At 65.9% G+C, this 24,757-nt stretch carries 19 protein-coding genes and 1 tRNA gene; 13 read left to right on the top strand and 7 right to left on the bottom strand.

Annotated elements, in window-relative coordinates; all coding sequences use genetic code 11:
• The first annotated feature begins 100 nt into the window (after positions 1 to 100).
• Positions 101 to 1,813: a hypothetical protein gene (locus ABZX40_RS17270; RefSeq protein ID WP_355739250.1), complete on the top strand. Its 1,713-nt coding sequence runs from the start codon at positions 101 to 103 to the stop codon at positions 1,811 to 1,813.
• Positions 1,814 to 2,147: 334 nt separating this feature from the next.
• Positions 2,148 to 2,792 carry an HNH endonuclease signature motif containing protein gene (locus tag ABZX40_RS17265; protein WP_355739247.1) on the top strand — a complete coding sequence of 215 codons (645 nt, stop codon included), beginning with the start codon at positions 2,148 to 2,150 and terminating at the stop codon, positions 2,790 to 2,792.
• A 53-nt stretch (positions 2,793 to 2,845) separates the two neighbouring features.
• On the opposite strand, the gene ABZX40_RS17260 is transcribed toward ABZX40_RS17265, so the two are convergent.
• The 5 genes from ABZX40_RS17260 to ABZX40_RS17240 are packed head-to-tail and all read right to left on the bottom strand — an operon-like array spanning position 2,846 to position 9,631.
• Positions 2,846 to 3,319, bottom strand: a complete 474-nt coding sequence (locus ABZX40_RS17260) for a DNA phosphorothioation-associated protein 4 (RefSeq protein WP_355739245.1) — start codon at positions 3,317 to 3,319, stop codon at positions 2,846 to 2,848.
• On the bottom strand, positions 3,319 to 5,379 hold the full coding sequence (locus ABZX40_RS17255; protein ID WP_355739242.1) for an AAA family ATPase: 2,061 nt from the start codon (positions 5,377 to 5,379) through the stop codon (positions 3,319 to 3,321). Before ABZX40_RS17255 ends, ABZX40_RS17260 begins: the two co-directional genes overlap by 1 nt.
• On the bottom strand, positions 5,376 to 5,561 hold the full coding sequence (locus tag ABZX40_RS17250) for a hypothetical protein (RefSeq protein ID WP_355739240.1): 186 nt from the start codon (positions 5,559 to 5,561) through the stop codon (positions 5,376 to 5,378). The genes ABZX40_RS17255 and ABZX40_RS17250 overlap by 4 nt, the downstream gene beginning before the upstream one ends.
• Before the next feature lie 60 nt (positions 5,562 to 5,621).
• Positions 5,622 to 7,772, bottom strand: a complete 2,151-nt coding sequence (locus ABZX40_RS17245; protein WP_355739237.1) for a DNA phosphorothioation system restriction enzyme — start codon at positions 7,770 to 7,772, stop codon at positions 5,622 to 5,624.
• A complete protein-coding gene (locus ABZX40_RS17240; RefSeq protein WP_355739234.1) occupies positions 7,772 to 9,631 on the bottom strand; it encodes a hypothetical protein in 1,860 nt (619 codons plus the stop codon). The genes ABZX40_RS17245 and ABZX40_RS17240 overlap by 1 nt, the downstream gene beginning before the upstream one ends.
• 450 nt (positions 9,632 to 10,081) lie before the next feature.
• Between ABZX40_RS17240 and ABZX40_RS17235 the strand changes: the two genes are divergently transcribed.
• Positions 10,082 to 10,345, top strand: coding sequence for an AAA family ATPase (locus tag ABZX40_RS17235; protein ID WP_355739231.1), 264 nt, complete (start codon positions 10,082 to 10,084; stop codon positions 10,343 to 10,345).
• A 1,732-nt stretch (positions 10,346 to 12,077) separates the two neighbouring features.
• Positions 12,078 to 12,512 carry a hypothetical protein gene (locus ABZX40_RS17230; protein WP_355739228.1) on the top strand — a complete coding sequence of 145 codons (435 nt, stop codon included), beginning with the start codon at positions 12,078 to 12,080 and terminating at the stop codon, positions 12,510 to 12,512.
• 96 nt (positions 12,513 to 12,608) lie between these two features.
• On the opposite strand, the gene ABZX40_RS17225 is transcribed toward ABZX40_RS17230, so the two are convergent.
• Complete coding sequence (locus ABZX40_RS17225; protein ID WP_355739226.1) at positions 12,609 to 12,920, bottom strand: helix-turn-helix transcriptional regulator; 312 nt, start codon at positions 12,918 to 12,920, stop codon at positions 12,609 to 12,611.
• A gap of 646 nt (positions 12,921 to 13,566) precedes the next feature.
• On the opposite strand from ABZX40_RS17225, the gene ABZX40_RS17220 reads away from it, so the two are divergent.
• The 3 genes from ABZX40_RS17220 to ABZX40_RS17210 are packed head-to-tail and all read left to right on the top strand — an operon-like array spanning position 13,567 to position 15,627.
• A complete protein-coding gene (locus ABZX40_RS17220) occupies positions 13,567 to 13,911 on the top strand; it encodes a hypothetical protein (RefSeq protein WP_355739223.1) in 345 nt (114 codons plus the stop codon).
• A 4-nt stretch (positions 13,912 to 13,915) separates the two neighbouring features.
• On the top strand, positions 13,916 to 14,410 hold the full coding sequence (locus ABZX40_RS17215; protein WP_355739221.1) for a hypothetical protein: 495 nt from the start codon (positions 13,916 to 13,918) through the stop codon (positions 14,408 to 14,410).
• Positions 14,398 to 15,627 (top strand): hypothetical protein, encoded by a 1,230-nt coding sequence (locus tag ABZX40_RS17210; protein ID WP_355739219.1) that lies wholly within the window; start codon positions 14,398 to 14,400, stop codon positions 15,625 to 15,627. Before ABZX40_RS17215 ends, ABZX40_RS17210 begins: the two co-directional genes overlap by 13 nt.
• A 201-nt stretch (positions 15,628 to 15,828) precedes the next feature.
• Here ABZX40_RS17210 and ABZX40_RS17205 read toward each other — a convergent pair.
• A tRNA-Leu gene (locus ABZX40_RS17205) sits at positions 15,829 to 15,915 on the bottom strand.
• 506 nt (positions 15,916 to 16,421) lie between these two features.
• On the opposite strand from ABZX40_RS17205, the gene ABZX40_RS17200 reads away from it, so the two are divergent.
• From ABZX40_RS17200 to pknB, 6 genes are all read left to right on the top strand, one after another.
• Complete coding sequence (locus ABZX40_RS17200) at positions 16,422 to 17,297, top strand: DUF3662 and FHA domain-containing protein (protein WP_355739216.1); 876 nt, start codon at positions 16,422 to 16,424, stop codon at positions 17,295 to 17,297.
• 10 nt (positions 17,298 to 17,307) lie between these two features.
• Positions 17,308 to 17,817, top strand: a complete 510-nt coding sequence (locus tag ABZX40_RS17195; protein WP_355739213.1) for an FHA domain-containing protein — start codon at positions 17,308 to 17,310, stop codon at positions 17,815 to 17,817.
• A gap of 140 nt (positions 17,818 to 17,957) precedes the next feature.
• Positions 17,958 to 19,517 carry a Stp1/IreP family PP2C-type Ser/Thr phosphatase gene (locus tag ABZX40_RS17190; protein ID WP_355739296.1) on the top strand — a complete coding sequence of 520 codons (1,560 nt, stop codon included), beginning with the start codon at positions 17,958 to 17,960 and terminating at the stop codon, positions 19,515 to 19,517.
• A 27-nt stretch (positions 19,518 to 19,544) separates the two neighbouring features.
• A complete protein-coding gene (locus ABZX40_RS17185) occupies positions 19,545 to 20,984 on the top strand; it encodes an FtsW/RodA/SpoVE family cell cycle protein (RefSeq protein WP_355739210.1) in 1,440 nt (479 codons plus the stop codon).
• The gene (locus tag ABZX40_RS17180) at positions 20,981 to 22,450 is read left to right on the top strand and encodes a penicillin-binding transpeptidase domain-containing protein (protein ID WP_355739208.1); all 1,470 of its coding nucleotides are present in this window, start codon (positions 20,981 to 20,983) and stop codon (positions 22,448 to 22,450) included. The genes ABZX40_RS17185 and ABZX40_RS17180 overlap by 4 nt, the downstream gene beginning before the upstream one ends.
• A gap of 171 nt (positions 22,451 to 22,621) precedes the next feature.
• Positions 22,622 to 24,625: a Stk1 family PASTA domain-containing Ser/Thr kinase gene (gene pknB / locus ABZX40_RS17175; protein WP_355739205.1), complete on the top strand. Its 2,004-nt coding sequence runs from the start codon at positions 22,622 to 22,624 to the stop codon at positions 24,623 to 24,625.
• Positions 24,626 to 24,757 lie beyond the last annotated feature (132 nt).

Raw genomic sequence — 24,757 nt, 5'->3', positions numbered from 1 at the left:
ATTTCGGGACTCCCCCGTAGGACTCGGACGCTGACGCGAGTGACGTACCACACGTGTAGGATCGCGCAAGTTGAGCCGACGTACCGCAGGGGGAGCTGGCATGACCGACGAGACTTTCGAGTACCCGGTATATGTCTCAAGGGAGTCAGGCGACAGCAAGCCCCTCTTGCTCTTCTCTGCCAAAGCCACCGAGATCGACCGCTGGGTCGGCGTCCCCCAACGCCGACGCCTCAGTGACAGCGAAACCGTAGGATGGCAACGCGAAGAAAGTCGCACACGCCTCAATGAGCTCGCTCAGTTCTTCAGCGATGAGCGCAACGTGGTTCAGAATCCGCTACTCGGCGCTCTCCAGGACCCTCTCGCGGTTGTTTTCACAGAAGATCCGACTCACCCCAACTTCGGTCATCTGACCATCCGAACTAAGCCCGTTGAGAGCATTACACTTCTCGACGCCTTGATGCACGTCTGCCAGCGGCTAGAGGAACGTGTTCCTACACTTCGGGAGCACCCTCTCGATCCGGAGCGTAGACGCGCCATCTTGGACAAGGCGCGGGAACAAAATGAGGAATGGCACACGCATTTCCCGGATGAGGAAGATGCAGATCAGGAAGAGTCGACATCCGAAAGCTTTTCGTCGGATCCTGAAGTAGACGAACAGTCGGTCGACCTCGCTTCAGCTCTCCTGATTGAAGAGACTCAGATCTTGGACTTCTATCAGGAGTTGAAGGTCCGGGCTTCGATCCTTCAAGAGATGGCCCCCGAGCAGCGCCCAGACACTCTAATCGGATTCGACATCGATGCAATGCTGAGCTATTTGCGCCCCGTCGTCCTAGTGGACGGACAGCATCGCCTACACGGAGCTGTTCGCGCTGCTCAGGATTTTGCACGAACTCAGGAGGGCATGAATCTCGCCGCCGACGAGATCAACCGCGGGGTCGATTCCGACCTTGCCAACAGGAAAGTCCTGGAGTCGAAAGCCCGATCCCTCCCCATTTCACTCCTACTGGACTCCAGCCCTTCGGAACACGTCTTCCAGTTCGTGGTGGTTAACCAGAAGGCAACCCCGATGCAGCCGGCACTCCTCGGCACAATCGTCTCCACTTCCCTCTCCAAGGAAGAAACAGAGCCCGTGGCAGATCGTCTGCGACGCGCGGGAATTCCGTTTGACGATTCTCATGCAGTCGCATACATGACCAGGTCCTCTGATAGCCCCTTCAAGGGTCTGGTGCAGACAGGAATCGGTGGCGATGCAAGTGGACTTCTCAAGTGGACGGTCCTGAAGTCTCTGACCGCTATATTCCGGGAGCTCAAGGGCGGCAAACTCTTCGGCCAGAACGTAGACTTTGCGGATCTTTGGCGCAGGAAGCTTCTTGAAAACTCGTCACTGGTTTCCGCTGGCCAAACGACCGAGGAGAAGCAGAAGATCTGGCAAGCAGCTGACGGTCCCTGGCGAGACGTAGCCATTCGATTCTTCTGGGAGATTCGGACTCGCTTCGGCGACGACGATCCAAACTCTCACAATGCGTGGGGTAACACCGACTCTAACCTATACAATAAAATCCACCTCACCATCTTGAGTGCGGATTATTTCCAATTTCTCACCGACCGCGACATCACCCTGAACTCTATCGAGGACGTGACTGAAACCATGAACTCTTGGCTTCAGGGTGTAAACCTCCAGTATTTCAATCGGAGTTGGAACGTAGGGCTCAAGAAGGATCAGAAGGCAGTTCGGGAAAGGTGGGCCAAAGTGTGGGTTGAGTATCGGAAAGATCCCGAACGCCTTCCGCGCGTAGAAAACTACAAGCCCTGACCGAGGCGCCATCGTGGACACTAGAAGTCTGAATTCTTGGATACAGACGGCCCGAGAAACGTTCAGCTCCCCATGGGATACTGATCCGAGTCACTCGCTTGCCGGAGAAGTAGTTCCACCCTTCATCCACGGCCCGTTGGGCTGGCTACTCAAGTCCGACATCAATTCAACCTGGGCCGCCTGGTATATAAGCGGAATCGTAGACACCGCCTCCTTCGAGAAAGACGCAACACTAAGCTTCGCGCACTTCTATAAAGAAGTCCTAGACGCTCTACGCAGAGACCATGCGACAGCCCCAGTAGACGAGGTAGCCCGACTGGCTAGGACTATCTCCATGACAGCCTGGCGGGAGATCGAGTTCCGTCAAATCATCGCCCGGCAACGCATTTCTCGACGCGTACGGGAGGAAATTTGGTTTAGCGAATCGAGGCCAAGGTGCTACCTTTGCGGATATCCCTTCTCGCGAACAGCCCGGGACAGGTTTCTTAGCATTCCCAATGCTCCCGATATACGGCCTGCACTGGCAGTCGATTTCGTTCGGCCTCGTGGACTGAAAGCAGTAGACCTCCTCCCGCAGGTGGACCATGTTCGACCTGTAGCCATCGGAGGAGAAACTTCACTCGAGAACCTGCGCTTGGCTTGCGGTTGGTGCAATCGCAAGAAGTCGTCACATATCGAGATCTACGCAGCACCTTCGGCTTACGCCGGAACATTCACCCATTCAACTTTGGGAACTGTCAGCGTTCCCCGTCCACTCTGGGTGGTCAGACTCACTAAAATGCGCGGACGGTGTGAAGATCCGTCTGGTTGCACGGCACGGATCGAAAATGCGGAGCTTTTTGTAGCGCCCCGCCGCCTATCCGGAGCAATCAACCCGACAAATTGTGCGGTCTATTGCTCTGAGCACGACCCGTGGAGGAATGAGCGCTTCGTAGGGTCTGCCGCATACCAGCAGAAATTCCAGAAGAGCAACTTGTGATCCGATAGAGCGCTTCCCCATTTGGCAGGAAGGGAAGCGCCCTACTTCTCTGACTACCAGTTTAGATCAGCGCTCGCTAGAATTTCGCCAACGTCGTCTTTCTTTTCCTCCGGCTGGTTCTGAAGGCCCTCAAGGACAAGGTTCGAAATGATGGTATCGAGGTCCTGGCTCGACTGACGACTTATCACCGTCTGTAGATACGCGAGGCCACCGTTTGCGTACTCTTCGAAGATGAGGACTCGGTCGGCCTGGCGCTCATCACTGAGGATCTTCGGGTCGTCCTCGTGCTCGACTGCTGCGAGCATGTCGAGGAGGACGTCGCCGTAGAGCCGCCCCTCCATGAGGGCAAGGCGAATCGGTTCATCAGACTGCTCGAAGGACTTGCGTTCGCCCTTGCGGCGCCCGAGCACCGCGGCGAACATCATCGCCTCAACCAGGGTCGTAAACGGCCCGGTTTTCTTGTCAGTGAGCATGGCCAGCAGCTGCTCGTAGGAGTGAGGGCGGCGGAAGCGGTCCGTAGAGGCCATCAGACGGTCACCTTCTCCAGGACGGTGTGCTCGAAGTCGCCGTAGGAGACGTACGGCACGGCACGGTTGTTGATTTCGATGGTCTCTTCGTCAGCTGACCTGTTCGGTGTGTACGAGCGCAGCACGTACATGCGGTTGGCCGCTTGCTGCAGGTTCACCATGACGTTGCCGCGGGCCTGCGACTGCGAGAGCAGGGTGATGATCTGCGACGTCAGTGCTGGCAGTGCCTTGGAGATCTCTTCCTGGTAGGTGAGGTCGAGGCTGCCGAAGGGGGCATCCATGACAACCGGGTAGATGCCGCTGCCGCTGCTTTCGAGCGCCGTTTCGTCCGTGTGGTTCTTCCGGGCGTTGATGTTCCTGGCGACCTCGGAAACGGCGCCTACGAAGCTGAGCCCGAGAATCTGGTTCTCTCCGGTGGAGCGAATGGCCACACCGCTCGGCGTACGCAGGTCCAGCTCGAAGGAGTCGTTCAGCTCGGGAATGTAGCTCTTGATGAAGATGCGGGAGAAGACCTCCTTGACCTTCTTGTCGAGCTGGTCACGGACCTCTTCCGTCTTGATGGTGAGGATCTCGATCAGTGCGTCGCGCACCTCGTTGACCAAGTTGACTTGGTGCTGGATCCTACGGGACTCCTTGTTCTTCGCGTCCGCGTTCTTGTATTGGCGGGCGACGCTCTCCAGTTCCTGCTTGATCGAAGCGACCCGGTTCTCCGCTTCCTTGTGCGCGACGCGAGCCTCGGTCTCCTTGTTGGTCATCTCCTTGCGGCGCTCGACCAAACGCTGCACGTCCTGGACGTTCACGCCATCCAGTTTGCGGTCGACCTCGGAACGCTCCGCTTCCAGCTGGCTAATGTCATCGTCGGCCTTCTGGATGTCAGAGGCGTTCAAGGTGAGCTGGCCAAGGAGCTCCTGACGGTTGTCACCCATGCTCCGAACCTCACCGCTGACGTGCATCCAGCGGTGCTGAACATCCTCAAGACCGGCGTTGTACTTGCGCCTGTCCAACTCCTCGTACTCAGGTGTCCCCTCCTCGACGCTGCGTCCGCACATGCACAGACGCTCCTCGAGGATTTCCTCGATGAAGGTGCGCTGAATGCCTGCGGGCAGTTGCCGACGCTCACGCATTCGATCGGCGAGTTCGATCACCTTGCCATCGAGTCCAGCAGTGAGTGCCAGGAAGCCGCGCTTCGACAGCAGCTCTCGCTTGCGGCCCTTGTGGTCCGCGAGACGCTCCCGCGCCTGGTCGATGCGACGCGTCAGCCGCTCGCGGTCCTTCTGCAGCGGCTCCGCCTGCTCGTTCTGGCGCAGTGCCAGGCCGATGGCCTTAATCTCCCGCTGGTAGGCGCTGATGTCTTCCGACAGGCGCAGCATCCCTTCCACTTCGACTTTCTGGCGCGCCTCCAGGTCCTCCGTATGGTCCGTGAGCTGCTTCAGCCGGTTGTCACCCTTGGAGTCGATCTCCCGGGCAAGCTTCTTGGCTGCCTTCGGAAGGTCCTCGATGGCGCGCTCAATCGTCTCCAAGTCGAGGAGGGTCTTGATGGCCTTCTTGACTTCTTCGTTGTTGTCGTCGCCGGAGAACATTTTCTCCATGCGCTCGCCGTTGAAGAAGAAGAACTGGCGCAGGCCCTTCGGAAGGATCTTTTCGATCCGGTCCTGGCCGTTCGCAACAGACTTGGCTTCGCCGTCCGGACCGATCTCAGTGACAGTCAGGGCAGGTGCGACTTCCTGCTGCTCTTCCTTCTGCTTATTGACGGTGACGTCGCGAGTCGCGGAGAAGCGGATGCCCTCGTGCTCGAAGTCGAGCCGGACCGACGCCGTGACCGCCTCCCCGAAGGAGGTGTCTGCCCACTTCTTGTCATGGATCACGCGGTGCTGCTGCTCGACGTCGTCGGAGAAGGTTCCGTACAGAACCCACCCAAACGCGTTGAGTAGGGTGGTTTTGCCAGCACCGTTGTTACCGAAGATGAGCACTGCCGGCTTGCCGTCCTCGACAGACAGGTCGAGGGCCTGCTCGCCGTAGAAGGCGCGGAAGTTCTTCAGAGTCAGCTTGAGCAGCTTCACTTGGTCAGCTCCCTCACGGCGTCCACAATGCCCGGGACCACCTTCGTCGTTTCCCGGATGTGGATGTTCTCGTTCTCCAGGTCGATGACCTTCTGTACGAGGATCTTGGCAGCCGGCGACAGCTCGTTCAGCACATCGCGCACTGTCCGTGCGGAGGGCTGATCGACTGCTTCGTCGCTCACGAGTTACTCCTGATTTGAAGTGGAGGATGGGGATGACTGGGGGACTCTTGCTGTGGGGTCTCAGGTGTCGAAGAGGCCGTAGCGCTCGCGCACGGGGCGCAGCACGTCGAGCGTGACCGCTTCGTTTTCGGCGAGGTAGGCGAATTCTTCGACTCGCGCGAGTTCACGACGCAGCAGGCTGCGCTCGGTCTCGTACTGGAGTGCGTCGCCGCCCGCAGGCGGCACGACGACGAAGTCGACGATGTCTGCGCGCTCCTTGCCAGGGGCCTTGCGCAGGACGCGGCCGCGGCGCTGGATGAACTGGCGGGGGTTGGACGAGCTGGCCAGGAGGTAAGCGGTGCGCGCAGCAGGGACGTCCACGCCCTCGTCCAAGCAGCGCATAGACGAGATGACCTGCAACTCGTTGCGCTCGAAGCGGCGCAGGATGTCCTGCCGTGCGGGCCGCTGAGTCTCGGAGGTATAGCGGGCGGCTGTCATGTGGAGTTCGTTGCCGACCATATCCATCACCTGGTCGATCTGGCGCGGTCCGTCGGTGCCTTGCTCGTGCAGGATCGGGTGCTTGCCCTCCGCGCAGTAGATCAGCTGGTGGCTGGTCTCCCGCCGCTTCTCGATCTCCGTGCGCAGGCTCTCCATCTTCCCCCGGGCATGGCCGATGATGTCCGCGCGCTTCTTCAGCAGCCGGCCGAGCGGGCTGTCCCTGTCAGTGGTTTCCCTCAGGTCTGTGCCTGCCGAAATCAGCCGAGCGATCTTGGCGCTGGTCTCCGCGTAGAGTTCTGCCTCTTCGTCGTCCAACTCGACGAGGACGGGCGTGTAGGTGTACCGGCACAGGGCACCGCGGCGGATAGCCTCGCCGATGCCCATCTCGAAGACGATCTCGCCGAAGTAGTCGGTGAGCGCGTCCGTGCCCTCTTCGTCGAACCAGCGCTCTGGGGTCGCAGAGAGGCCGAGTCGATACTGGGCCTTCTCCGGCAGCTGGGTGCGGAGGTGCCGGGCGCCGAGGTTGTGGGCCTCGTCCGCGATGAGGAGAAGTTGTCCCCCGTATGCGTCAAGCAGGCTCTGGAAGGAGTCGCCGCCGAAGGTGGCGTTGGTAGTCACGATGACGCCGCCGCGCGTGCCTCCGAGGGCGAGATTCTGCAGCAGGTTGTGGGCGCGCGGAGACCACTTGCTCGCCGATTCGTACGCGCGGAGCGGCGTCACACCGAACCACTCGATGTCCTTGGCCCACTGGTCGACCAGGTGTTGATACGGAGCCACGACGATGGTCAGTAGAGGGGCGTTGTCGTCGTTCTTGCGCAGGAACGAACCGAGCTGGGCGGCCGCAGAGAGAGCGGTCAGGGTCTTCCCGGTGCCGGTGGCCATACGCAGGATCCCGCGGCCTTGGTTGCGGAACCAGTTCTGCACGGCCTCCTTCTGGTAGTCGCGCACCGCCAGGCTCTGCGGGATCGCGAGTGATCCGGCCGGTGGTTGAGGGGCGGTGGCGATGGGTGCTCCGCCGGTCGGGAGTTCATCCAGGTCGTACCGGCCTGCCGTCGCCAGTGCGCTTCGCTCGATGACCACCTTGGCAGCCTCGGTGAACGGTACGACGCGCAGCTTCGGCGTGCAGTTGTTCCACAGGTCCTCGAAGTCCTTGCTTATCCGCGCGGCACGATCGGTGTCGCGCGGATCCCAGCTGCGGTAGACCTCGATCGCCTCGAAATTGCCGACGAGCCCCGAACGGGTCTCGTTCGCGCTCCCCTTGAAGGCGACAATGTCCCGACCGCCCCGGAAGACGCCAATCTTCTCGTGGTACATGCCGACGCGGCCGCGCTCTTCGACGTATGCCAGTTTGAAATCGACCCGGCCCTCGGCGACCAGACGCCCGAGCTTACCGAGTCCACGTGCAGCACGCTGATCTTCCACAGCCTGCTCGAGATCTCGCAGCGCAGCACGCTGCAGGATTTCGCGCAGCTCGTAGCCGTCTTCCATGTCCTTGATGTCCGCTGGCTCGAGGTAGGGGGACGCGATGATGCGCATGGAGCCGCCGCGCGCGGCGAACTCATCAATGCCCTGTCCGAGTGTGGCGATCACGGACGCGGCGAAGTAGCCCACGGCCCGGTCGTAGTCGGTGGAGACGCCCAGGGCGGGCAGGTAGAAGTCCTCGACCAAGTTGCTGCGGTCGCTGCGGTAGTCGGACTCCACCCCACAGTCGCGCAGAGGAGGTACGTCTGCCATCAGATCAGTCCCATTCTGCCCATGAGGTCGTCCACGTCGGGAGTCTCGTCGTCCGGCTGTCCGGATTGCTCCGGTTCGGAGGTCCTGGCGGCCGGGTTGGCCGTCTCGTGTACAGCGGAGTGCTCCCTGAGGCGACGAACCGTGCCGCCGCGTGCGGTGAAGGGCGGCGAGGACATGGACTGCCTCAGGCTCGACTCCTTGATCTCGAAGTCACGGCAGAGGACACGCACAACCTCGTCGGCAGCAACGGCACCGCCGTGGGCATCGACCATGTCCGAGATCAATTCCTTGATCGGCTTGTACACCGGGATACCCCACTCGGCCAGGGCCCACTGGTACTTCTGGCTCCGGCTGAAGCGCGGGTCCGCCTCGATCTGCTGCTTCAGATAGTGGTAGCCAAGTGTGATCCCCGTTCGCTCCTTCAGCTCTTCGATGCTCAGCGACTGGTCTGCCTCGCGAAGCGCAGACTCGATCTTGTCGAGACGGTCGTACTCGCGCTGCGCGGCACCGCGCGAACCGGACCCGTCGACGGCGGCCTGCGTGTTGGCCATAGCTCCCCCGGCCAGGGGAGTGGCACCAGGAACGTCCCCGGTGATGACAAATAGGGGATGCTCTAGGGTACCGGCGGGCGAAGAAGCCACGTCGAAGTCGCCCTGTAAATACCAGGCACCTTGGTGCGTAATGGCGAACCGGTCGTCGCCGAAGAGCGCCTTATTCACCTGCTCCTGGGAGACTGCCGCCCCAAGGGCATGCTTGATGAGCGAGCTGCTCAAACCCTCGGGCTTGCCCTCGAGTAGCTTCGCAATGCGGTCTGCGGGAGTCGCGTACGCCCCAGACTCACTATGGATTGGTTCCTCTGCCGGAGTGCATGGGTCCACCTCTTCATGCTGATTGGAGACATGGGGGTCCGAAGAGAAGTCAAAACCATCACTCCCTGTTATGGGCTTGGCGGCCTCGCCTTCACCGACATCCACACAGTCAACACTCTCCGTAATGAGCTTCAGGTTCGGATCACCCTCCGCCCCAGCCACCCTCAGCCCACCACAAACAGCAGACCTACCAGGTACGACCCACGTTCCACCACCCACAAACATCGCATCCCGAAGCTGACGAGAGACCTCGCCCAGCTCGCCATCAAATCCATCCGCCGCCCGGATGACATCACCGAGAGTGATATTCACGATTGGATTTTCGTTTACTTGGAGGAGCACAGTAAGTCGCTGAATGAGCCGAGGGAGGTCGTCAGGAACCTCAAGAGCAGGAGCAGCTGGCTCTTCGGATTCAGGTGCGGACAGCGAGACTTGGTGGCCATCAGACTCGAAACCGCAGTGGACAAGCCATGCACGCAGGCTGTCGGGCTCCTCGGGTACCGGGACTTCGTGCACGTTGAGAAGGCAGAGGACGGCTGACAGGCTGATGACCTCGGCGAAGCCAAGATCGAGTGCTCGCACTGTGGCATCCACGCATTCGAGCAGGTCAGCTCCGTAGATCCACTGACCAGTCGGGTCTGTAGTGGTGTCCTGCCAGCGCATGCCGGTAAACAGGCGCAGGACGCTAAGTCCATCCCCCACACTCTCGCCAAGCCAGGGGTGGCGGTGCAGAAGTGAGCTGATGACGCAGGGCTTCTGAAGATCGAGTTCTGCCTGGGCTATCTCGTTGCCCAGGATCGAACCGTCTTCGAGACTGCGGTTGAAGCTGTACGCGAGATGGCTCCGACGCTGCCTTATGATCTCCCGGTCGAGGGCATGCTTCTGGGCCAACTGCTCCAGCGGAACCGGAACATCGGCGCAGAAGTACCGCAGGACGATGTCCCGACTGACGCTGCTGAGCCCCTCGTACCAACGGTGGAATGCGTTCATAGCCCTCAGATGTCGGGGTGGGTGCGGTGATCTTCCGTGATGGAGGCAGTGGCTCACAGCATGCGGCGGGAAGGTGGCTACTGCCGCATGCAAAGGGACGTCATTGCATTTCCTCCGGCGCACCCCTGTGCTGCGTCCTCCCTCGTGAGACTTCAGCGACGGCGCGCCCGCATCAACGGTACAAGGGACGACATAGAGCCCCCCTCGGTTCCCCGATCTTCGATGGACGAGATCTGCCGCTCGATCGCCTTCACGTTCACCGTGGCGATCCCGTGGACGGTGACCGCCAGGGATGGGCGACGAGGGTCGTCTTGCGCTCTCGGAGGACTTCGATAGCCACGGCCGCTCGAGGCGGCGTCCTCCATCAGTCGGATCTACCCGACTCCGTCGCCGTCACCGGATTCCGCGACCGGGCCCAAGACCTGGCTGAGTCTCAGCCCCCGGTCGGGCTTGAACCTCGTCGTAGGCCGCAACGGCTCAGGCAAGTCCAGCATCGCCGAGGGCATTGAGACGGCCTTCACCGGCATCAACACGTGGTGGCACGGGCTGCACGCGTCGCGCAGCAGCAACTGGCGCAACCTTCACCAGGGCGGCAAGTCGGAGATCGAGGTCAGGCATGCCATCGAGGGCGATATCGGCCGCAGCACACTCACCCGCACGTGGGAAGGTCCGGTCAGGACACGGAAACCGCTTTTGAGATCTGGCCAGGCATAGCCCCCCAGACGGCTGGCCAGCAGTTACGAACTGAATTCAGCGGTACGTCCTGGACGAGTGCGGCGTATACGGCTGCAGGCAAACGGCGCGCCAGCTCGCGGGCCGCTCAGACCGGCGGTCCGATCCTCCGGGCGGGTGCAGCCGTGAGCTCCTCGGGAGTGAACGCGCAGCAGGCCATCGAGCGAGCGGTCCAAATGTGCACGGTGATCGGACCGCTCACGGGCGAGCGCTTGTGCGACGGCCTCACTCAGGAAGTCCTCCGGTTGCTTCCCGGCCGCGGCGGCCTGGTCACTGACTCGCTCCCACACTTCGTTGGCCATGGGAATGCTCATGAGGTACTTGCCGTCGCTCCCGGGGAACACGCTGCACAGCACATCGATGAGCAGACGTGCTGCAATCGGCGCCAGATCTTCTTCATGGCCCGGTATTCGGTCTTCGCGGAAACGAGCACGGCGAGGCGCTGCGGTCCCCGGAGGCCACCAGTGGTAGGCGGCCTTCCTGTCGCGCGGCCCTCAACTCGACGGCCCCGACCACACGGGTCAGGATGATCTCAACGGCGTACACGGTCACTTGAGCTCTCCTCTCATGGCGACTTGTTGCGATGAAGACCGACTGCGGTACGACGATGGGGCTCACTCGAGTGAGACCTCTCCGTCGGGCAGCCATCCCTCCCAGTAGCCGTCCAGGAGCAGGGGCAGCGTTGTGGGCTCCACCCGCACGCCTGCATCCCGCAGTTCGCCCGTGTTCCACCAGCGTGCGCCGGTTGCCCACAGGACACGCACGTCCCGCGGCCAGGCGCCGGCCGCCGGTCCCGCCAGGACCACGTACTCGACGTGTCGCCGCCCGCCGACGACCGGTGCGATCCGCAGACCGGGCAGGTTGTCCGCCGCAGGCAGCGCATCGCGGCCTTGCGGTAGGACTCGCCCGCATGCACTGGTACGGGCGGTACCAACCAGCCGTCCGCACCCTGAAGCTCGGCGGGCGACAGCAGGAAGCGGTGTGCTGCCGAGTCGATGACGACGGGACGGACGACTGCGGCAGGAGCATGGCGAGGGCGGGTCACATCTGTCACCTTGCATACATGCCATTGGAATAGCATTTTGAGGTGTTCCATTCGGGTGCCGCGGGGCAGGATCCGCCCTGTGTCATCCAATGGATTGGATGCGATATGCGTGCGGCAGCACCTCCGTATCCAGTTCACTGCATACGGAGACCCGGTCGGACCGAGCGGTGGCGGACCGGCCCATGCGGGGTGTGAACGCACAGGGCCGGTCCGCCACCGCTCGGCACGGCCATGTGCGGATATTGAGGGGCGGATGGATACGGTGTGGCCCGACCGGCTGAGCGTGGGTGACCACGTCCGGTTCGACGGGCAGGTGTGCACAGTGACTGGGGTGTCCGGCGGACGCGTCGCGCTGCTGGACAGCCTCGGCGCCACCGAGTATGTCGACGTGCTCGTGCTGCTGGCCTCGGGGGGTTTCGCGTTCTTGGGGCGGGAGGTGGAGCGCGCTGTGCAGCAAGCGCTGGCTGTGCCGGAGACGGCGCTGGAGCGGGCGCGCTGGTGGCAGCGGCACGTCACGGAGGTGCTGACCGGTGTGCTGTACGACGCGTCGCCCGGCACCAACCCGCTCCCCGCCTACGACCCGTCGCGCCGCACACTGGCCGAGCGGGAGGAGGCCAAAGCACGGGAGTTGGCCGGCCTGGGGGTGCGGGGGGGGCTTCCGCGCGGACAGTGTGGCGCAAACGGCAGCGGTATCAGGAGCGGGGGCTGGCAGGCCTCGCCGACGGCCGCGCCGGACGGCATCAAACCGACGAGACCCGGCTGGATCCCCGGGTGCGGGCGACGGTGCAGGAGGTGCTCGCCGTGCAGCTGCCAGGGCAGCCCCTGGCAGCCGGGCAGTTGCACGATCAGGTGCCGGCCCGGCTCACCGCACCCATCAGAGCGGGCGAGCTGCCCCGGCCTTCCCGGGCTGCCGTCCGGCGGCTCGCCGCCGAGCTGCTTATCAGCGCAGAGGAGAAGCGGGCCAGCCGGATGAGCGATGCGGCCGTGGGCGAGCGCGTTTATCTCGACACGATCGAACTGCCCCTGCCGGCCGACGAGACAGGCCCGGGGCAGGAGCGACCCAGGTTGCCCCCTGGGTCTGCGGCGACGGTCGTGACCAGCTAAGGCCGTTTCCAACACTATCCGGCCCCGGCCGGGTGCGTCCGGCATTCGGCCATATTCCCCTGCCTCTTTCCCGAGGAGCCGAATGCTCATGCGAATTCACTGCGGTGGATTACCCGGCTCGCGGCCGGGCCACAGGTCCACCTCCAGCGCCTTCTCCAGGTTCGCGATCGTCAGAAGGTCGCACCACACCAGGCCGTCCAGCACCTGCACGATCGTCATCCGGGACACCCCGCTGCGCCGGGACACCTCGGCGACCGACCAGCCGTTGGCGTCGATCACCCGGCGCAGCCGGGCTGCCACCTCCTGCGCCACCCAGGCCCCGTGGTGGTCATCGAGCACGGCGTGCGGCCAGATGCCCTCGACCACGTACGTGAAGGGCTTGAGTCGTCGCTTGTCTCCCTGAGGCACGTCGAAGAGTGTCGCCCATCCGGCCCTCCAGGCATGACAGTGTCCGCCACCTCCACGTCATGCTATTGGAATAGCACCCCTCCTGGGGTCTTTTCCTGGTGGAGAGTCACGATGGACGCGATCGAGCGCTACCGGCCTCAGCTTTCCGGCCCCGTCTGGGACCGCGTCGGCCCCGACTGCCGCCGCGCGGTGGCCAAGGCAAAGCCCGCCACGTCCAAGGAGGCCCGCGAGCGGCACACGCCGACGCCGGCGGACGCCCCACCAAGGCCGAGCGCCTCCTCACCCCGGAGGCGATCGAGTGGTACCTGGCCACCGGCTGCCTGCACCTGGAGGAGTCCTCCCGCTCCAACCGCCGAGGCCACCTCCACAAGCTCCGCCGCGCCCTGCTCGGCCCCGACCTGATCACCGGCAACCCTGCCGCCTACTCCGGCTCGGACTCCTCCCGCCCCTACACAAAACCGGAACAGGCCCAGCTCTACGCTGCCGCCCGCGCCCAGCCCACCGACGAGCTGCGTTACGGCTGCCTGCTCCTGCTTGCTCTCGGCTTCGGCTGCGCCCTGGACTCGCCCGAGATCATTCCGCTGCGCGCCCACGACGTCCGTGACGCGCCCAACGGCGCGGTCGGGGTCGCGGCCCGCGTGCCCGTGTGGTGCTGTGCCGCACCGCTTGGGCCCCGGTCCTCACCGAGGCCACCGCCGGGGCCACCCATCCCGGCCAGGCCCGCTACCTCTTCCGCCCCGGCAGCCACGCCCGCGGCACTAACACCGTCACCAACTTCCTCGCCCGCACCAAGAAACCGCCAGGAGCACCGCCGCTAGTCATGGGCCGGGCCCGCGCTACCTGGCTCGTCGACGCCGTCGAGGCCCGTATGCACCTGCCCACCCTGATGGCCGCCGCCGGCCTGACCACCCTGCGCTCCATCGACCGGATCCTGCCCCACGTCCGCAACCTCACACCCGAGCAAGCCGCCGCCGCACTCAAGGAGCTGTAAACCGGTGAACAGCCGTCTCGCACGCCACCCACGTATCGCCCGCCTGCGCTCCCAGCGCGCTCTTGTCCCCGACCACGAGGCCATGGATGTCCTCGACGAAGTGGCTGGTTCCGGCCTGGTCGAGGAGATCGAACGCCTCGTCGCCCGCGGAACAGGCAGTCCCTGCACTCTTCCGGTCGAGGCCCTCCTGGTCGGCATGTGTCTGACCGCCGCACGCAACGGCGGTGTCATCTTGTTCACCGCCGTAACGGACCTGCTGTACTTCACGCTCTCCGACGAGATGCGCCAGCAGCTCGGCCTGCGCCGCTACTCCGATCACGACCGCGGCTTCGAGGCCGCCTACGCCGTCGCATCCATAGCGTCCTCGGTGCGATCGACCCGTCCCCGCTGCCCAAGAACCACCGGCTGGCCCGCCGCCACGCCGAGAAGCTGCTGGCGCAGGCCGACCCAGCCGAGCTGGCTCGCAAGCGCACGCTCATGCTCCGCGTGGCCAACATGATCCTCGCCATGTCCCTGCGCGAGGCCCTGCCCCTCTTGGAAGGCCACTGGGACGGCTCGGCCTGCGTCGACGCCACCTACGCCAAGGGCCTCGCCTCCGACAGCCCCGTAACCTCCACCGACCCCGACGCCGCCTGGTACGTCCGCACCACCAAGCACAAGGACCCCCTCGCCCTCGACGACCTCGCCCCCGCCCAGCAGGACAAGAATGGCGCCAAACAGAAGAAGAAGGCAGACCGGATCAAGAAGCGTCTTTACGGCTACGACGCTTCTCTGGTCATCGCCCGCGACCCCGACCCCGACGTCGTCCCCGCACTGGTCATCGCCTTCTCCGTCGACAAGCCCAGCCACCGCCCTGGCCACGTCGCAGTTGAAGCCCTCCAGCAGATCGACGACAGCCTCCCGCGCGGATACCTGGCCGGCGACCGCGCCTACAACGACCAGAAACCGCAGAACTTCCAGCTTCCCATCCGCGCCATGGGCCACGAGCCCGTCTACGACTACGCCAAGGACCAGCTCGGCGTGCAGGCCGGCTTCGCCGGCGCCCAACTCGTCGAGGGCAACTGGTACTGCCCCTCCATGCCCGACGAGCTCAAGGACGCCACCAAGGACCTGATCGCCGAGAAGATCGACAAGCAGACCTGGATCAACCGCATTCGCGCCCGCGTCGCTTACCTCTTCATGCCCAAGCAGCGCCCCGACGCCGAGGGCCACCGCCGCGTGGTGTGTTCCGCCCAAGCGGGCCGCGCCCAGTGCCCCCTCAAGCACACCCTCGGCCGCGGCATCCACCTGCCCCTGATCGACCCCGCCCCCAGTCCCGCGGGCTCACCCCCGTGCTGCAGCCAGAAGACAGTCACAGTCCCGCCGGAATCCGGCGCCAACCTCTGGCAGCCCCTTCAGTACGGCTCCGAAGCGTGGCAGCGCGTGTACTTCCGGCTCCGCAACAGCGTCGAAGGGATCAACGGCTACGCCAAGGACCCCCTCTACGAACGCCTCGAAGACGCAGGCACCCGCCGCATCGCCGCCCAGACCCTCCTCCTGGCCTTCCAGCTCGCCCACGCCAACCACCGCAAACTCACCGCCTTGGCGAACTCCATCGCCCTCCACGGCGACCGACCCCACCGCCGGCCCACCCGCCGCCGCAAGACCAAGCCACTGGGCACCTGGACCCCCAAGGGCTACGTCACTGGGCCAGAAAAGACCGAGCCCGATGAGTGAGACTGCCCACACTTCAATAGCCCGCTAAAGATCAACAACCACAAGGGTCGACTGCCCGGCGGCTCGCCAGCCGCCGGGCAGTCATGCGTGCAAGCACCATCACACGGCGCCTGGCCTGCCCAGGCATACCGAAACGGGCTCATCGTGATCACGATGAGCCCGTTTCGTCGGTGCTACCAGGACACTTTCGTCGGTGTCCCGTGGTGCGCGAGGGGGGAGTTGAACCCCCACGCCCTTTCGGGCACTGGAACCTGAATCCAGCGCGTCTGCCTATTCCGCCACCCGCGCATTGGGTGTGTCTTCCGGCGCTGTGCTCTTGCGGGCTGGGGCCTTCCGACACGCAGAACATTAGCACGCTGGACCGGGTGGGTTCACATCCCTTACGGGGCCTCCCGCCCATGGCCACAGCCCCGTCCGCCCCGCGTATCAACCTCGTACCGGTACCCCCGCTCCCCCCAGGAGCCGGGAAGAGTCCACAGCCGGGTGCGGGACACTGGATCGCGTCCGCCTCTACGATCCTTGGGCAGAACCACGCTCCGAAACCGCAAAGAGTTCGAAGAGGCGCTCCAGCGGGAACGGTCGCAGGCGTCGAAACCCTTCGACCGGCCCGACAGGGGGAACCAGCCGATTGAGCGGCGCGTGGATACGATCAGTAAGCAGTACCAAGTAAGCAGTACCGGTAAGCGGAGCGGCACAGAGCGCGACAGCCGCCGCACCGGGCGCAGTGCCCGCACCATCCGCAGTACCCGCACTACCCGCAGTACCCACAGTGGCAACGACGGAGGAGGTGCCCCATGGGAGTCCTGAAGAAGTTCGAGCAGCGGCTCGAAGGCCTGGTCAACGGCACCTTCGCCAAAGTGTTCAAGTCCGAGGTCCAGCCCGTGGAGATCGCCGGTGCGCTCCAGCGCGAGTGCGACAACAACGCCACGATCTGGAACCGCGACCGGACCGTGGTGCCCAATGACTTCATCGTCGAGCTGAGCACGCCGGACTTCGAGCGGCTCAGCCCCTACTCCGGGCAGCTCGGCGACGAGCTGGCCGGAATGGTGCGCGACTACGCCAAGCAGCAGCGCTACGCCTTCCTGGGGCCGATCAAGGTCAACCTGGAGAAGGCGGAGGATCTCGACACCGGCCTGTACCGGGTGCGCAGCCGGACGCTCGCCTCCTCCACCAGCCAGCCCGGCCCCTCCGGTCCCATCACGCCGCCCGGCCCGCCCGCCGGACGGCCGCCGTCCTCCGGCGGTCCCGGCTATCCGCAGCAGCCCGCAGGCGCCCCTCCGATGCCCGCCGCGCCACCGCCCGCCGGTGGCCGTCCGGCCGCACCGGCACCGGGCGGCCAGGGCGGCGGGTACGGCTATCCGCAGCCCGCCTCCCCCGGCGGCGGCGCCCGCACCAGACACTGGATCGAGATCAACGGCACCCGCCATCAGATCTCCCGCCCGACGCTGGTGCTGGGCCGCAGCACCGAGGCCGACGTGCGGATCGACGACCCCGGCGTCTCCCGCCGGCACTGCGAGATCCGGACCGGAACGCCCTCGACGATCCAGGATCTCGGGTCCACCAACGGCATCGTGGTGGACGGGCAGCACACCACCCGCGCTACGCTCCGCGACGGCTCACGGATCGTCGTGGGCAGCACCACCGTTATCTATAGGCAAGCCGAAGGGTGATCCGGGGGCAATGTCAGAGCTGACCCTCACGGTCATGCGGCTGGGTTTTCTGGCCGTACTGTGGCTGTTCGTGATCGTGGCCGTGCAGGTCATCCGCAGCGATCTGTTCGGGACGCGCGTCACTCAGCGCGGATCCCGGCGGGAGTCGGGGCGGCCACAGCAGGCCGCCCGCCAGGCCCCACCGCCCCAGCGCGCGCAGCCGGCCGGTGGCCGGTCGCGCCGTAACGCGCCCACCAAGCTGGTGGTGACGGAGGGCACCCTCACCGGCACCACGGTCGCGCTCCAGGGCCAGACCATCACCCTGGGCCGCGCCCACGACAGCACGATCGTGCTGGACGACGACTACGCCTCCAGCCGCCATGCCAGGATCTACCCGGACCGGGACGGCCAGTGGATCGTGGAGGACCTCGGCTCCACCAACGGCACGTATCTCGACCGGAACCGGCTGACGACGCCCACCCCGGTTCCGCTGGGTGCGCCGATCCGCATCGGCAAGACGGTCATCGAGCTGCGGAAGTAGTGCCACGTCATGAATGAGCGCGAGCGGAGCGAGCACGCAGCGGCGGTCCCCACCCGGGACCCTTGCGCGCTCCCGACCGGAGGGTGGGCAGTGTGGCTCGACACGACCGGCTGTACCCGGAGCCGACGGGCGAGGTGGGCATGAGCCTCTCACTGCGCTTCGCCGCCGGATCGCACAAGGGCATGATCCGGGAGGGCAACGAGGACTCCGGTTACGCCGGGCCCCGGCTGCTCGCCATCGCCGACGGCATGGGCGGCGCCGCCGCCGGTGAGGTCGCCTCCTCCGAGGCGATCTCCACCATCGTCGCCCTCGACGAGGACATCCCCGGCTCGGACATCCTCACCTCGCTCGGTACGGCCGTGCAGCGCGCCAACGACCAACTGCGCGCCATGGTCGAGGTCGACCCCCAGCTGGAGGGCATGGGCACCACGCTCACCGCCCTGCTCTGGACCGGCCAGCGCCTCGGCCTGGTCCATGTCGGCGACTCCCGCGCCTATCTGCTGCGCGACGGTGTGCTCACCCAGATCACCCAGGACCACACCTGGGTGCAGCGGCTGGTGGACGAGGGCCGGATCACCGAGGAGGAGGCCACCACCCATCCGCAGCGCTCCCTGCTGATGCGCGCGCTGGGCAGCGGCGACCATGTGGAACCGGATCTGTCGATCCGTGAGGTCCGGGCCGGCGACCGGTACTTGATCTGCTCCGACGGGCTGTCCGGGGTGGTCTCGCACCAGACGCTGGAGGACACCCTCGCCAGCTACCAGGGCCCCCAGGAGACGGTGGCCGAGCTGATCCAGCTCGCGCTGCGCGGCGGCGGCCCCGACAACATCACCGTGATCGTCGCGGACGTCCTGGACCTGGACACCACCGACACCCTCGCCGGGCAGCTGTCCGACGCGCCGGTGGTGGTCGGCGCGGTGGCCGAGAACCAGAGCCAGCTCGCCGACAACGGCATCATGCAGACCCCGGCCGGCCGCGCCTCCGGGCTCGGCCGCCGTCAGGTGCCCGGCCAGGGCGGCGGCGAGTTCGGCCCGCCCGGCTCCGGCGACACCACCGGCTACATCCCCACGGACGGCTTCGGCTACGGCGACGACGACTTCGCCAAGCCCCGCAAAGGCCGCCGCTGGCTGAAGCGGTCGGTGTACGGGGTGCTGGCGCTGGCGGTGGTCGGCGGCGGACTGTACGGCGGCTGGCGCTGGACCCAGACGCAGTACTACGTCGGCACCAACGGCCAGCATGTGGCGCTGTACCGGGGCATCAGCCAGGACCTGGCCTGGGTCTCGCTCTCGGAGGTCGAGCGCGACCACCCCGAGATCGAACTCAAGTACCTGCCGCCCTACCAGCAGAAGATGGTGGAGGCCACGATCGCCGAGGGCGGGCTGGGCAACGCCCAGTCCAAGATCGACGAACTGGCCCTCCAGGCGTCCGCGTGCAAGAAGCAGTCGGAGCGGCAGGCGGCCGAGAGCGCCCAGAACTCCGCGTCCGGCGAGGGCGAGGCCGGCGGCACCACGGGAACCACCCGTTCCTCGTTCACGTCAAAGGCGACACCGACACCGACGCCGAATCCCTCGACCAATCCGGCGGAGTCCTCGTCTCCGAATCCCGACCAGTCCACGTCCCCGCCCGCGACCACTCCCAGCCCCGGCCCGAGCCTGTCGGAGGAAGAGCAGAAGGTCGTCTCCAATTGCGGTACGCAGTGAGCACGCCGTGAGAGGCCCTGTCACCTGATGAGCAGTCCTACCAACCCGTCGACGCAGCACACGTCCACGATCGGCGCCATCGGCGCGCCCAGCCGGCGCAACACCGAGCTGGCGCTGCTGGTCTTCGCCGTCGCCATCCCGGTGTTCGCCTACGCCAATGTGGGCCTGGCCATCAACGAGCAGGTACCTGCGGGCCTGCTCAGCTACGGCCTCGGGCTCGGTCTGCTGGCCGGGGCGGCCCATCTCGTCGTCCGCAAGTTCGCCCCGTACGCGGACCCGCTGCTGCTGCCGCTGGCGACGCTGCTGAACGGGCTGGGGCTGGTCGCCATCTGGCGGCTGGACCAGTCGCCGCTGCTCCAGGACATCGGGCAGGCGGGCAGCGCGGCACCGAACCAGCTCATGTACACGGCGATGGGCATCGCCCTCGCCATCGTGGTGCTGATCTTCCTCAAGGACCACCGGGTCCTCCAGCGCTACACCTACATCTCCATGGTGGGCGCGCTGTTCCTGCTGCTGCTGCCGCTGGTGCCGGGCCTCGGCGCCGACCGCTTCGGCGCGAAGATCTGGATCGAGGTCGCCGGGTTCTCCATCCAGCCCGGCGAGTTCGCCAAGATCGTGCTGGCGGTGTTCTTCGCCGGGTATCTGATGGTCAAGCGGGACGCGCTGGCGCTGGCCAGCCGCCGGGTGATGGGCCTGTATCTGCCGCGGGGGCGTGACCTCGGCCCGATCCTGGTGGTCTGGGCGATGTCGATCCTGATCCTGGTCTTCGAGACGGACCTCGGCACCTCGCTGCTGTTCTTCGGAATGTTCGTCATCATGCTGTATGTCGCCACCGAGCGGACCAGCTGGATCGTCTTCGGTCTGCTGATGTCGGCGATCGGCGCGGTCGGCGTGGCCACCTTCGAGCCGCACATCCAGCAGCGCGTGGACGCCTGGCTGGACCCGATGCGCGAGTACACCCTCAGCCGGCAGGGCGTGGAGGGCCACTCCGAGCAGGCCATGCAGGCGCTGTGGGCGTTCGGCTCCGGCGGCACGCTGGGCACCGGCTGGGGCCAGGGCCACTCGGATCTGATCCGGTTCGCCGCCAACTCCGACTTCATCCTCGCCACCTTCGGCGAGGAGCTGGGCCTCGCCGGTCTGATGGCGCTGCTGATGATCTACGCGCTGATCGTGGAGCGGGGGGTGCGCACCGCGCTCGCCGCCCGCGACCCGTTCGGCAAGCTGCTGGCGATCGGCCTGTCCGGCGCCTTCGCGCTCCAGGTCTTCGTGGTCGCCGGTGGTGTGATGGGCCTCATCCCGCTGACCGGTATGACGATGCCGTTCCTCGCGGCCGGTGGTTCTTCGGTGATCGCCAACTGGGCACTGATCGCCCTTCTCATCCGGATCAGCGACACCGCCCGCCGCCCGGCGCCCGCCCCCGCGCCCCACCCCGACGCCGAGATGACCCAGGTGGTCCGCCCGTCATGAACAAGCCCCTGCGCCGAATCGCGATCTTCTGCGGACTGCTGATCCTGACCCTGCTGCTGCGGGACAACTGGCTCCAGTACGTCCAGGCCGACGAACTGGCGAGCGACCCCAAGAACCGCCGGGTCGCCATCGAGCGGTACGCCACCCCGCGCGGCAACATCATCGTGGAGGGCAAGGCGATCACCGGCTACCGCGAGGCCAAGGGCGGCGACTTCAAGTATCTGCGCACCTACGCCGACGGCCCGATGTGGGCGCCGGTGACGGGGTACACCTCGCAGGCGTTCGGCGCCAACCAGCTGGAGAGCATCGAGGACGGCATCCTCACCGGCAACGACGACCGGCTGTTCTTCCGCAACACCCTGGACATGATCACCGGCGACCCCAAGGAGGGCGGCAACGTCGTCACCACCCTCAACGCCGCCGCGCAGAAGGCGGCCTACGAGGGGCTCGCCGACCGGGGCAAGGGCGCGGTCGCCGCGATCGAGCCGTCCACCGGCAAGATCCTGGCGCTGGCCTCGTACCCGTCGTACGACCCGGCCACGATCGCGGGGTACTCGGACTCGGACGCCGAGGCGTGGAACAAGCTCCAGAAGAAGGAGAACCCGGACGACCCGATGCTGAACCGGGCGCTGCGCGAGGTCTACCCGCCGGGATCGACGTTCAAGGTGGTCACCGCGGCGGCGGCGCTGGAGCACGGGCTGTACCCGGACGCGGACGAGAAGACCGACTCGCCGGACCCGTGGGTCATGGAGGGCACCACCACCGAGCTGCCCAACGACGGCAACATCCCGTGCAAGAACGCGACCCTCAGGGTGGCGCTCCAGTGGTCCTGCAACACGGTGTTCGGCAAGGCCGGCTCCGACCTCGGCAACGAGAAGATGCTGGAGACGGCGAAGGAGTTCGGGTTCACCACCGAGCAGTTCACCCCGGTGCGCTCCACCGCCTCGGTGTTCTCGGACGACATGAACCCCTCGCAGACCGCGCTGTCCTCGATCGGCCAGTTCAACACCGCGGCGAGCCCGCTCCAGATGGCGATGGTGGCCTCCGCCATCGCCAACGACGGCAAGCTGATGAAGCCGTACATGGTCGACCGGCTCCAGGCGCCCAGTCTGGACACCATCGAGCAGACCGACCCGGAGGAGCTGAGCCGGCCGCTGTCGTCGGAGAACGCGCAGATCCTCCAGTCGATGATGGAGACCGTCGTCAACGACGGCACCGGCAAGGCCGCGCGGATCGACGGGGTGACGGTCGGCGGCAAGACCGGTACCGCCCAGCACGGTGTGGACAACAGCGAGAAGCCCTACGCCTGGTTCATCTCGTACGCCAAGACCGACTCCGGTTCACCCGTGGCGGTGGCCGTGGTGGTCGAGGACGAGAACGCCAATCGCGGTGACATTTCCGGTGGTGGTCTGGCCGCGCCGATCGCCAAGAGCGTGATGGAGGCGGTCGTCAACGCCAAGCAGTGACCCAGGTCACGAACCCTTCACGTCGGTGCACGGTGCGATACCGGTCCGGTATCGGGTCACCGGCTTGGCCAGGTCACACAATCCCATCCGGGTACGGTAGGGCCCGGACGGCAGCCTCCGTCCCGTACATGTGTACGAGACGGGACCGACGGAGAGGGCTGGTAGGAAGCTATGGAAGAGCCGCGTCGCCTCGGCGGCCGGTACGAACTGGGCCAGGTGCTCGGTCGTGGTGGCATGGCCGAGGTCTACCTCGGGCACGACACCCGGCTCGGCCGCACCGTGGCGGTGAAGACGCTGCGCGCGGACCTCGCGCGCGACCCGTCCTTCCAGGCCCGGTTCCGCCGGGAGGCCCAGTCGGCCGCCTCGCTCAACCATCCCGCGATCGTGGCGGTCTACGACACGGGCGAGGACTACATCGACGGGGTCTCGATCCCGTACATCGTGATGGAGTACGTCGAGGGCTCCACGCTGCGCGAGCTGCTGCACAGCGGGCGCAAGCTGCTGCCGGAGCGCACGCTGGAGATGACCATCGGCATCCTCCAGGCCCTGGAGTACTCGCACCGCAACCAGATCGTCCACCGTGACATCAAGCCGGCCAACGTCATGCTGACGCGCACCGGCCAGGTCAAGGTCATGGACTTCGGTATCGCCCGTGCGATGGGCGACTCCGGGATGACGATGACCCAGACCTCGGCCGTCATCGGCACCGCCCAGTACCTCTCCCCGGAGCAGGCCAAGGGCGAGCAGGTGGACGCCCGGTCCGACCTCTACTCGACCGGCTGTCTGCTCTACGAGCTGCTCACGGTCCGGCCGCCGTTCGTCGGGGACTCCCCGGTCGCGGTGGCCTATCAGCATGTCCGCGAGGAGCCGCAGCCGCCCAGCGTCTTCGATCCGGAGATCACTCCGGAGATGGACGCGATCGTACTGAAGGCCCTGGTCAAGGACCCCAACTACCGCTATCAGTCGGCCGATGAGATGCGGCTGGACATCGAGGCCTGTCTGGACGGCCAGCCGGTCGCCGCGACCGCCGCGATGGGCTCGGTCGCCTACGGCGGCTACCCCGACGACCAGCCGACCACGGCCCTGCGCGCCACGGACGGCGGCGCGACCACGATGCTCCCGCCGGTCAACCCGGACGACGGCGGCTACGGCTACGACGACCGCCCCGACCGCCGCCGCCAGAAGAAGAACAACACCTCCACGGTGCTGCTGGTGGTGTCCGCGGTGATAGTGCTGATCGGCGCGATCCTGCTCGGCCGCTTGGTGTTCGCGAGCGACGGCGTCGGCAACAGCACGGTCGCCGTCCCCAACTTCATCGGCCTGGCCGAGGACGCCGCCAGAAAACAGGCGACCAACGCCGAGCTGGAGATCTCGGTCAGCAGCAAGCCCTGCGAGAACCAGCCCAAGGGCAATGTCTGCGACCAGGACCCGCCGCAGGGCACCGAGGTCGACAAGGGCCAGACCGTCAACCTGGTGGTCTCCACCGGCGCCCCCAAGGTCGTCGTGCCGAGCGTGGTCGGGGACAGCCTGGACGAGGCCACCGCCAAGCTGGAGGCCGACGAGTTCCAGTTCGAGGTGGAGACCGAGACCCGGGAGTCCTCCGAGGAGCCGAACACGGTCCTGGAGCAGAAGCCCAAGCTGGGCTCCGAGGTGGAGAAGGGTTCCACGGTCACCCTGGTGATCGCCAAGGAGGTCGAGCAGGCCGTCGTGCCGAACGTCGTCGGCCAGACCTGCGAGACCGCGCAGGCCCAGCTGGAGTCCAACGGCCTCACCGGCACCTGCACGGAGGCCCCGACCCAGGACCAGAACCAGAACGGCAAGGTCCTCAAGACCACCCCGGCGGGCGGCACCCCGGTCGACCCGGGCTCGACGGTGGCGATCGACGTCGGGAAGTTCGAGGAGCAGCAGCAGAAGGTGCAGATCCCGAACGTCACCGGCGCGACGGTGGCCCAGGCCCGGCAGACCCTCCAGGCGGCCGGCTTCACCAATATCCAGTTCGCCGAGGGCAGCGACCAGAGCGACGGGGCGTTCGTGCTCGCCCAGGACCCGGGCGCCGGCCAGGAGGTCGACGACCCCGCCGCCACGCCCATCACCCTGACCACCGCGGGCCTCGGCCAGAACAACGGGGGGAACGGGAACGGTGGGGGGTTCCTCGGGGGCGGGGACGGGGACTGATCCCGACGCCGTCGACTCTCGACGCGGTCGACTTCCGACGCCTTCGGCGGTCGCCGTCAGCAGGGGACAGGACACGGAGCAGCAGGGCGAGCAAGAGGGCAGGGGCCCCGCCGGGAAGCATCCGGCGGGGCC

This window comes from Streptomyces sp. NPDC004610 (assembly GCF_040609715.1).
Lineage (GTDB): Bacteria > Actinomycetota > Actinomycetes > Streptomycetales > Streptomycetaceae > Streptomyces.
This window is presented reverse-complemented; position numbering and strand designations above follow the sequence as displayed.

Bases quoted from the DNA above. Each gene is read 5' to 3' on its own strand.
- ABZX40_RS17270 (WP_355739250.1), top strand. From the start codon at position 101: ATGACCGACGAGACTTTCGAGTACCCGGTATATGTCTCAAGGGAGTCA.
- ABZX40_RS17265 (WP_355739247.1), top strand. From the start codon at position 2,148: ATGACAGCCTGGCGGGAGATCGAGTTCCGTCAAATCATCGCCCGGCAA.
- ABZX40_RS17260 (WP_355739245.1), bottom strand. From the start codon at position 3,319: ATGGCCTCTACGGACCGCTTCCGCCGCCCTCACTCCTACGAGCAGCTG.
- ABZX40_RS17245 (WP_355739237.1), bottom strand. From the start codon at position 7,772: ATGGCAGACGTACCTCCTCTGCGCGACTGTGGGGTGGAGTCCGACTAC.
- ABZX40_RS17240 (WP_355739234.1), bottom strand. From the start codon at position 9,631: ATGAACGCATTCCACCGTTGGTACGAGGGGCTCAGCAGCGTCAGTCGG.
- ABZX40_RS17200 (WP_355739216.1), top strand. From the start codon at position 16,422: ATGGGAGTCCTGAAGAAGTTCGAGCAGCGGCTCGAAGGCCTGGTCAAC.
- ABZX40_RS17195 (WP_355739213.1), top strand. From the start codon at position 17,308: ATGTCAGAGCTGACCCTCACGGTCATGCGGCTGGGTTTTCTGGCCGTA.
- ABZX40_RS17190 (WP_355739296.1), top strand. From the start codon at position 17,958: ATGAGCCTCTCACTGCGCTTCGCCGCCGGATCGCACAAGGGCATGATC.
- ABZX40_RS17185 (WP_355739210.1), top strand. From the start codon at position 19,545: ATGAGCAGTCCTACCAACCCGTCGACGCAGCACACGTCCACGATCGGC.
- ABZX40_RS17180 (WP_355739208.1), top strand. From the start codon at position 20,981: ATGAACAAGCCCCTGCGCCGAATCGCGATCTTCTGCGGACTGCTGATC.
- pknB (WP_355739205.1), top strand. From the start codon at position 22,622: ATGGAAGAGCCGCGTCGCCTCGGCGGCCGGTACGAACTGGGCCAGGTG.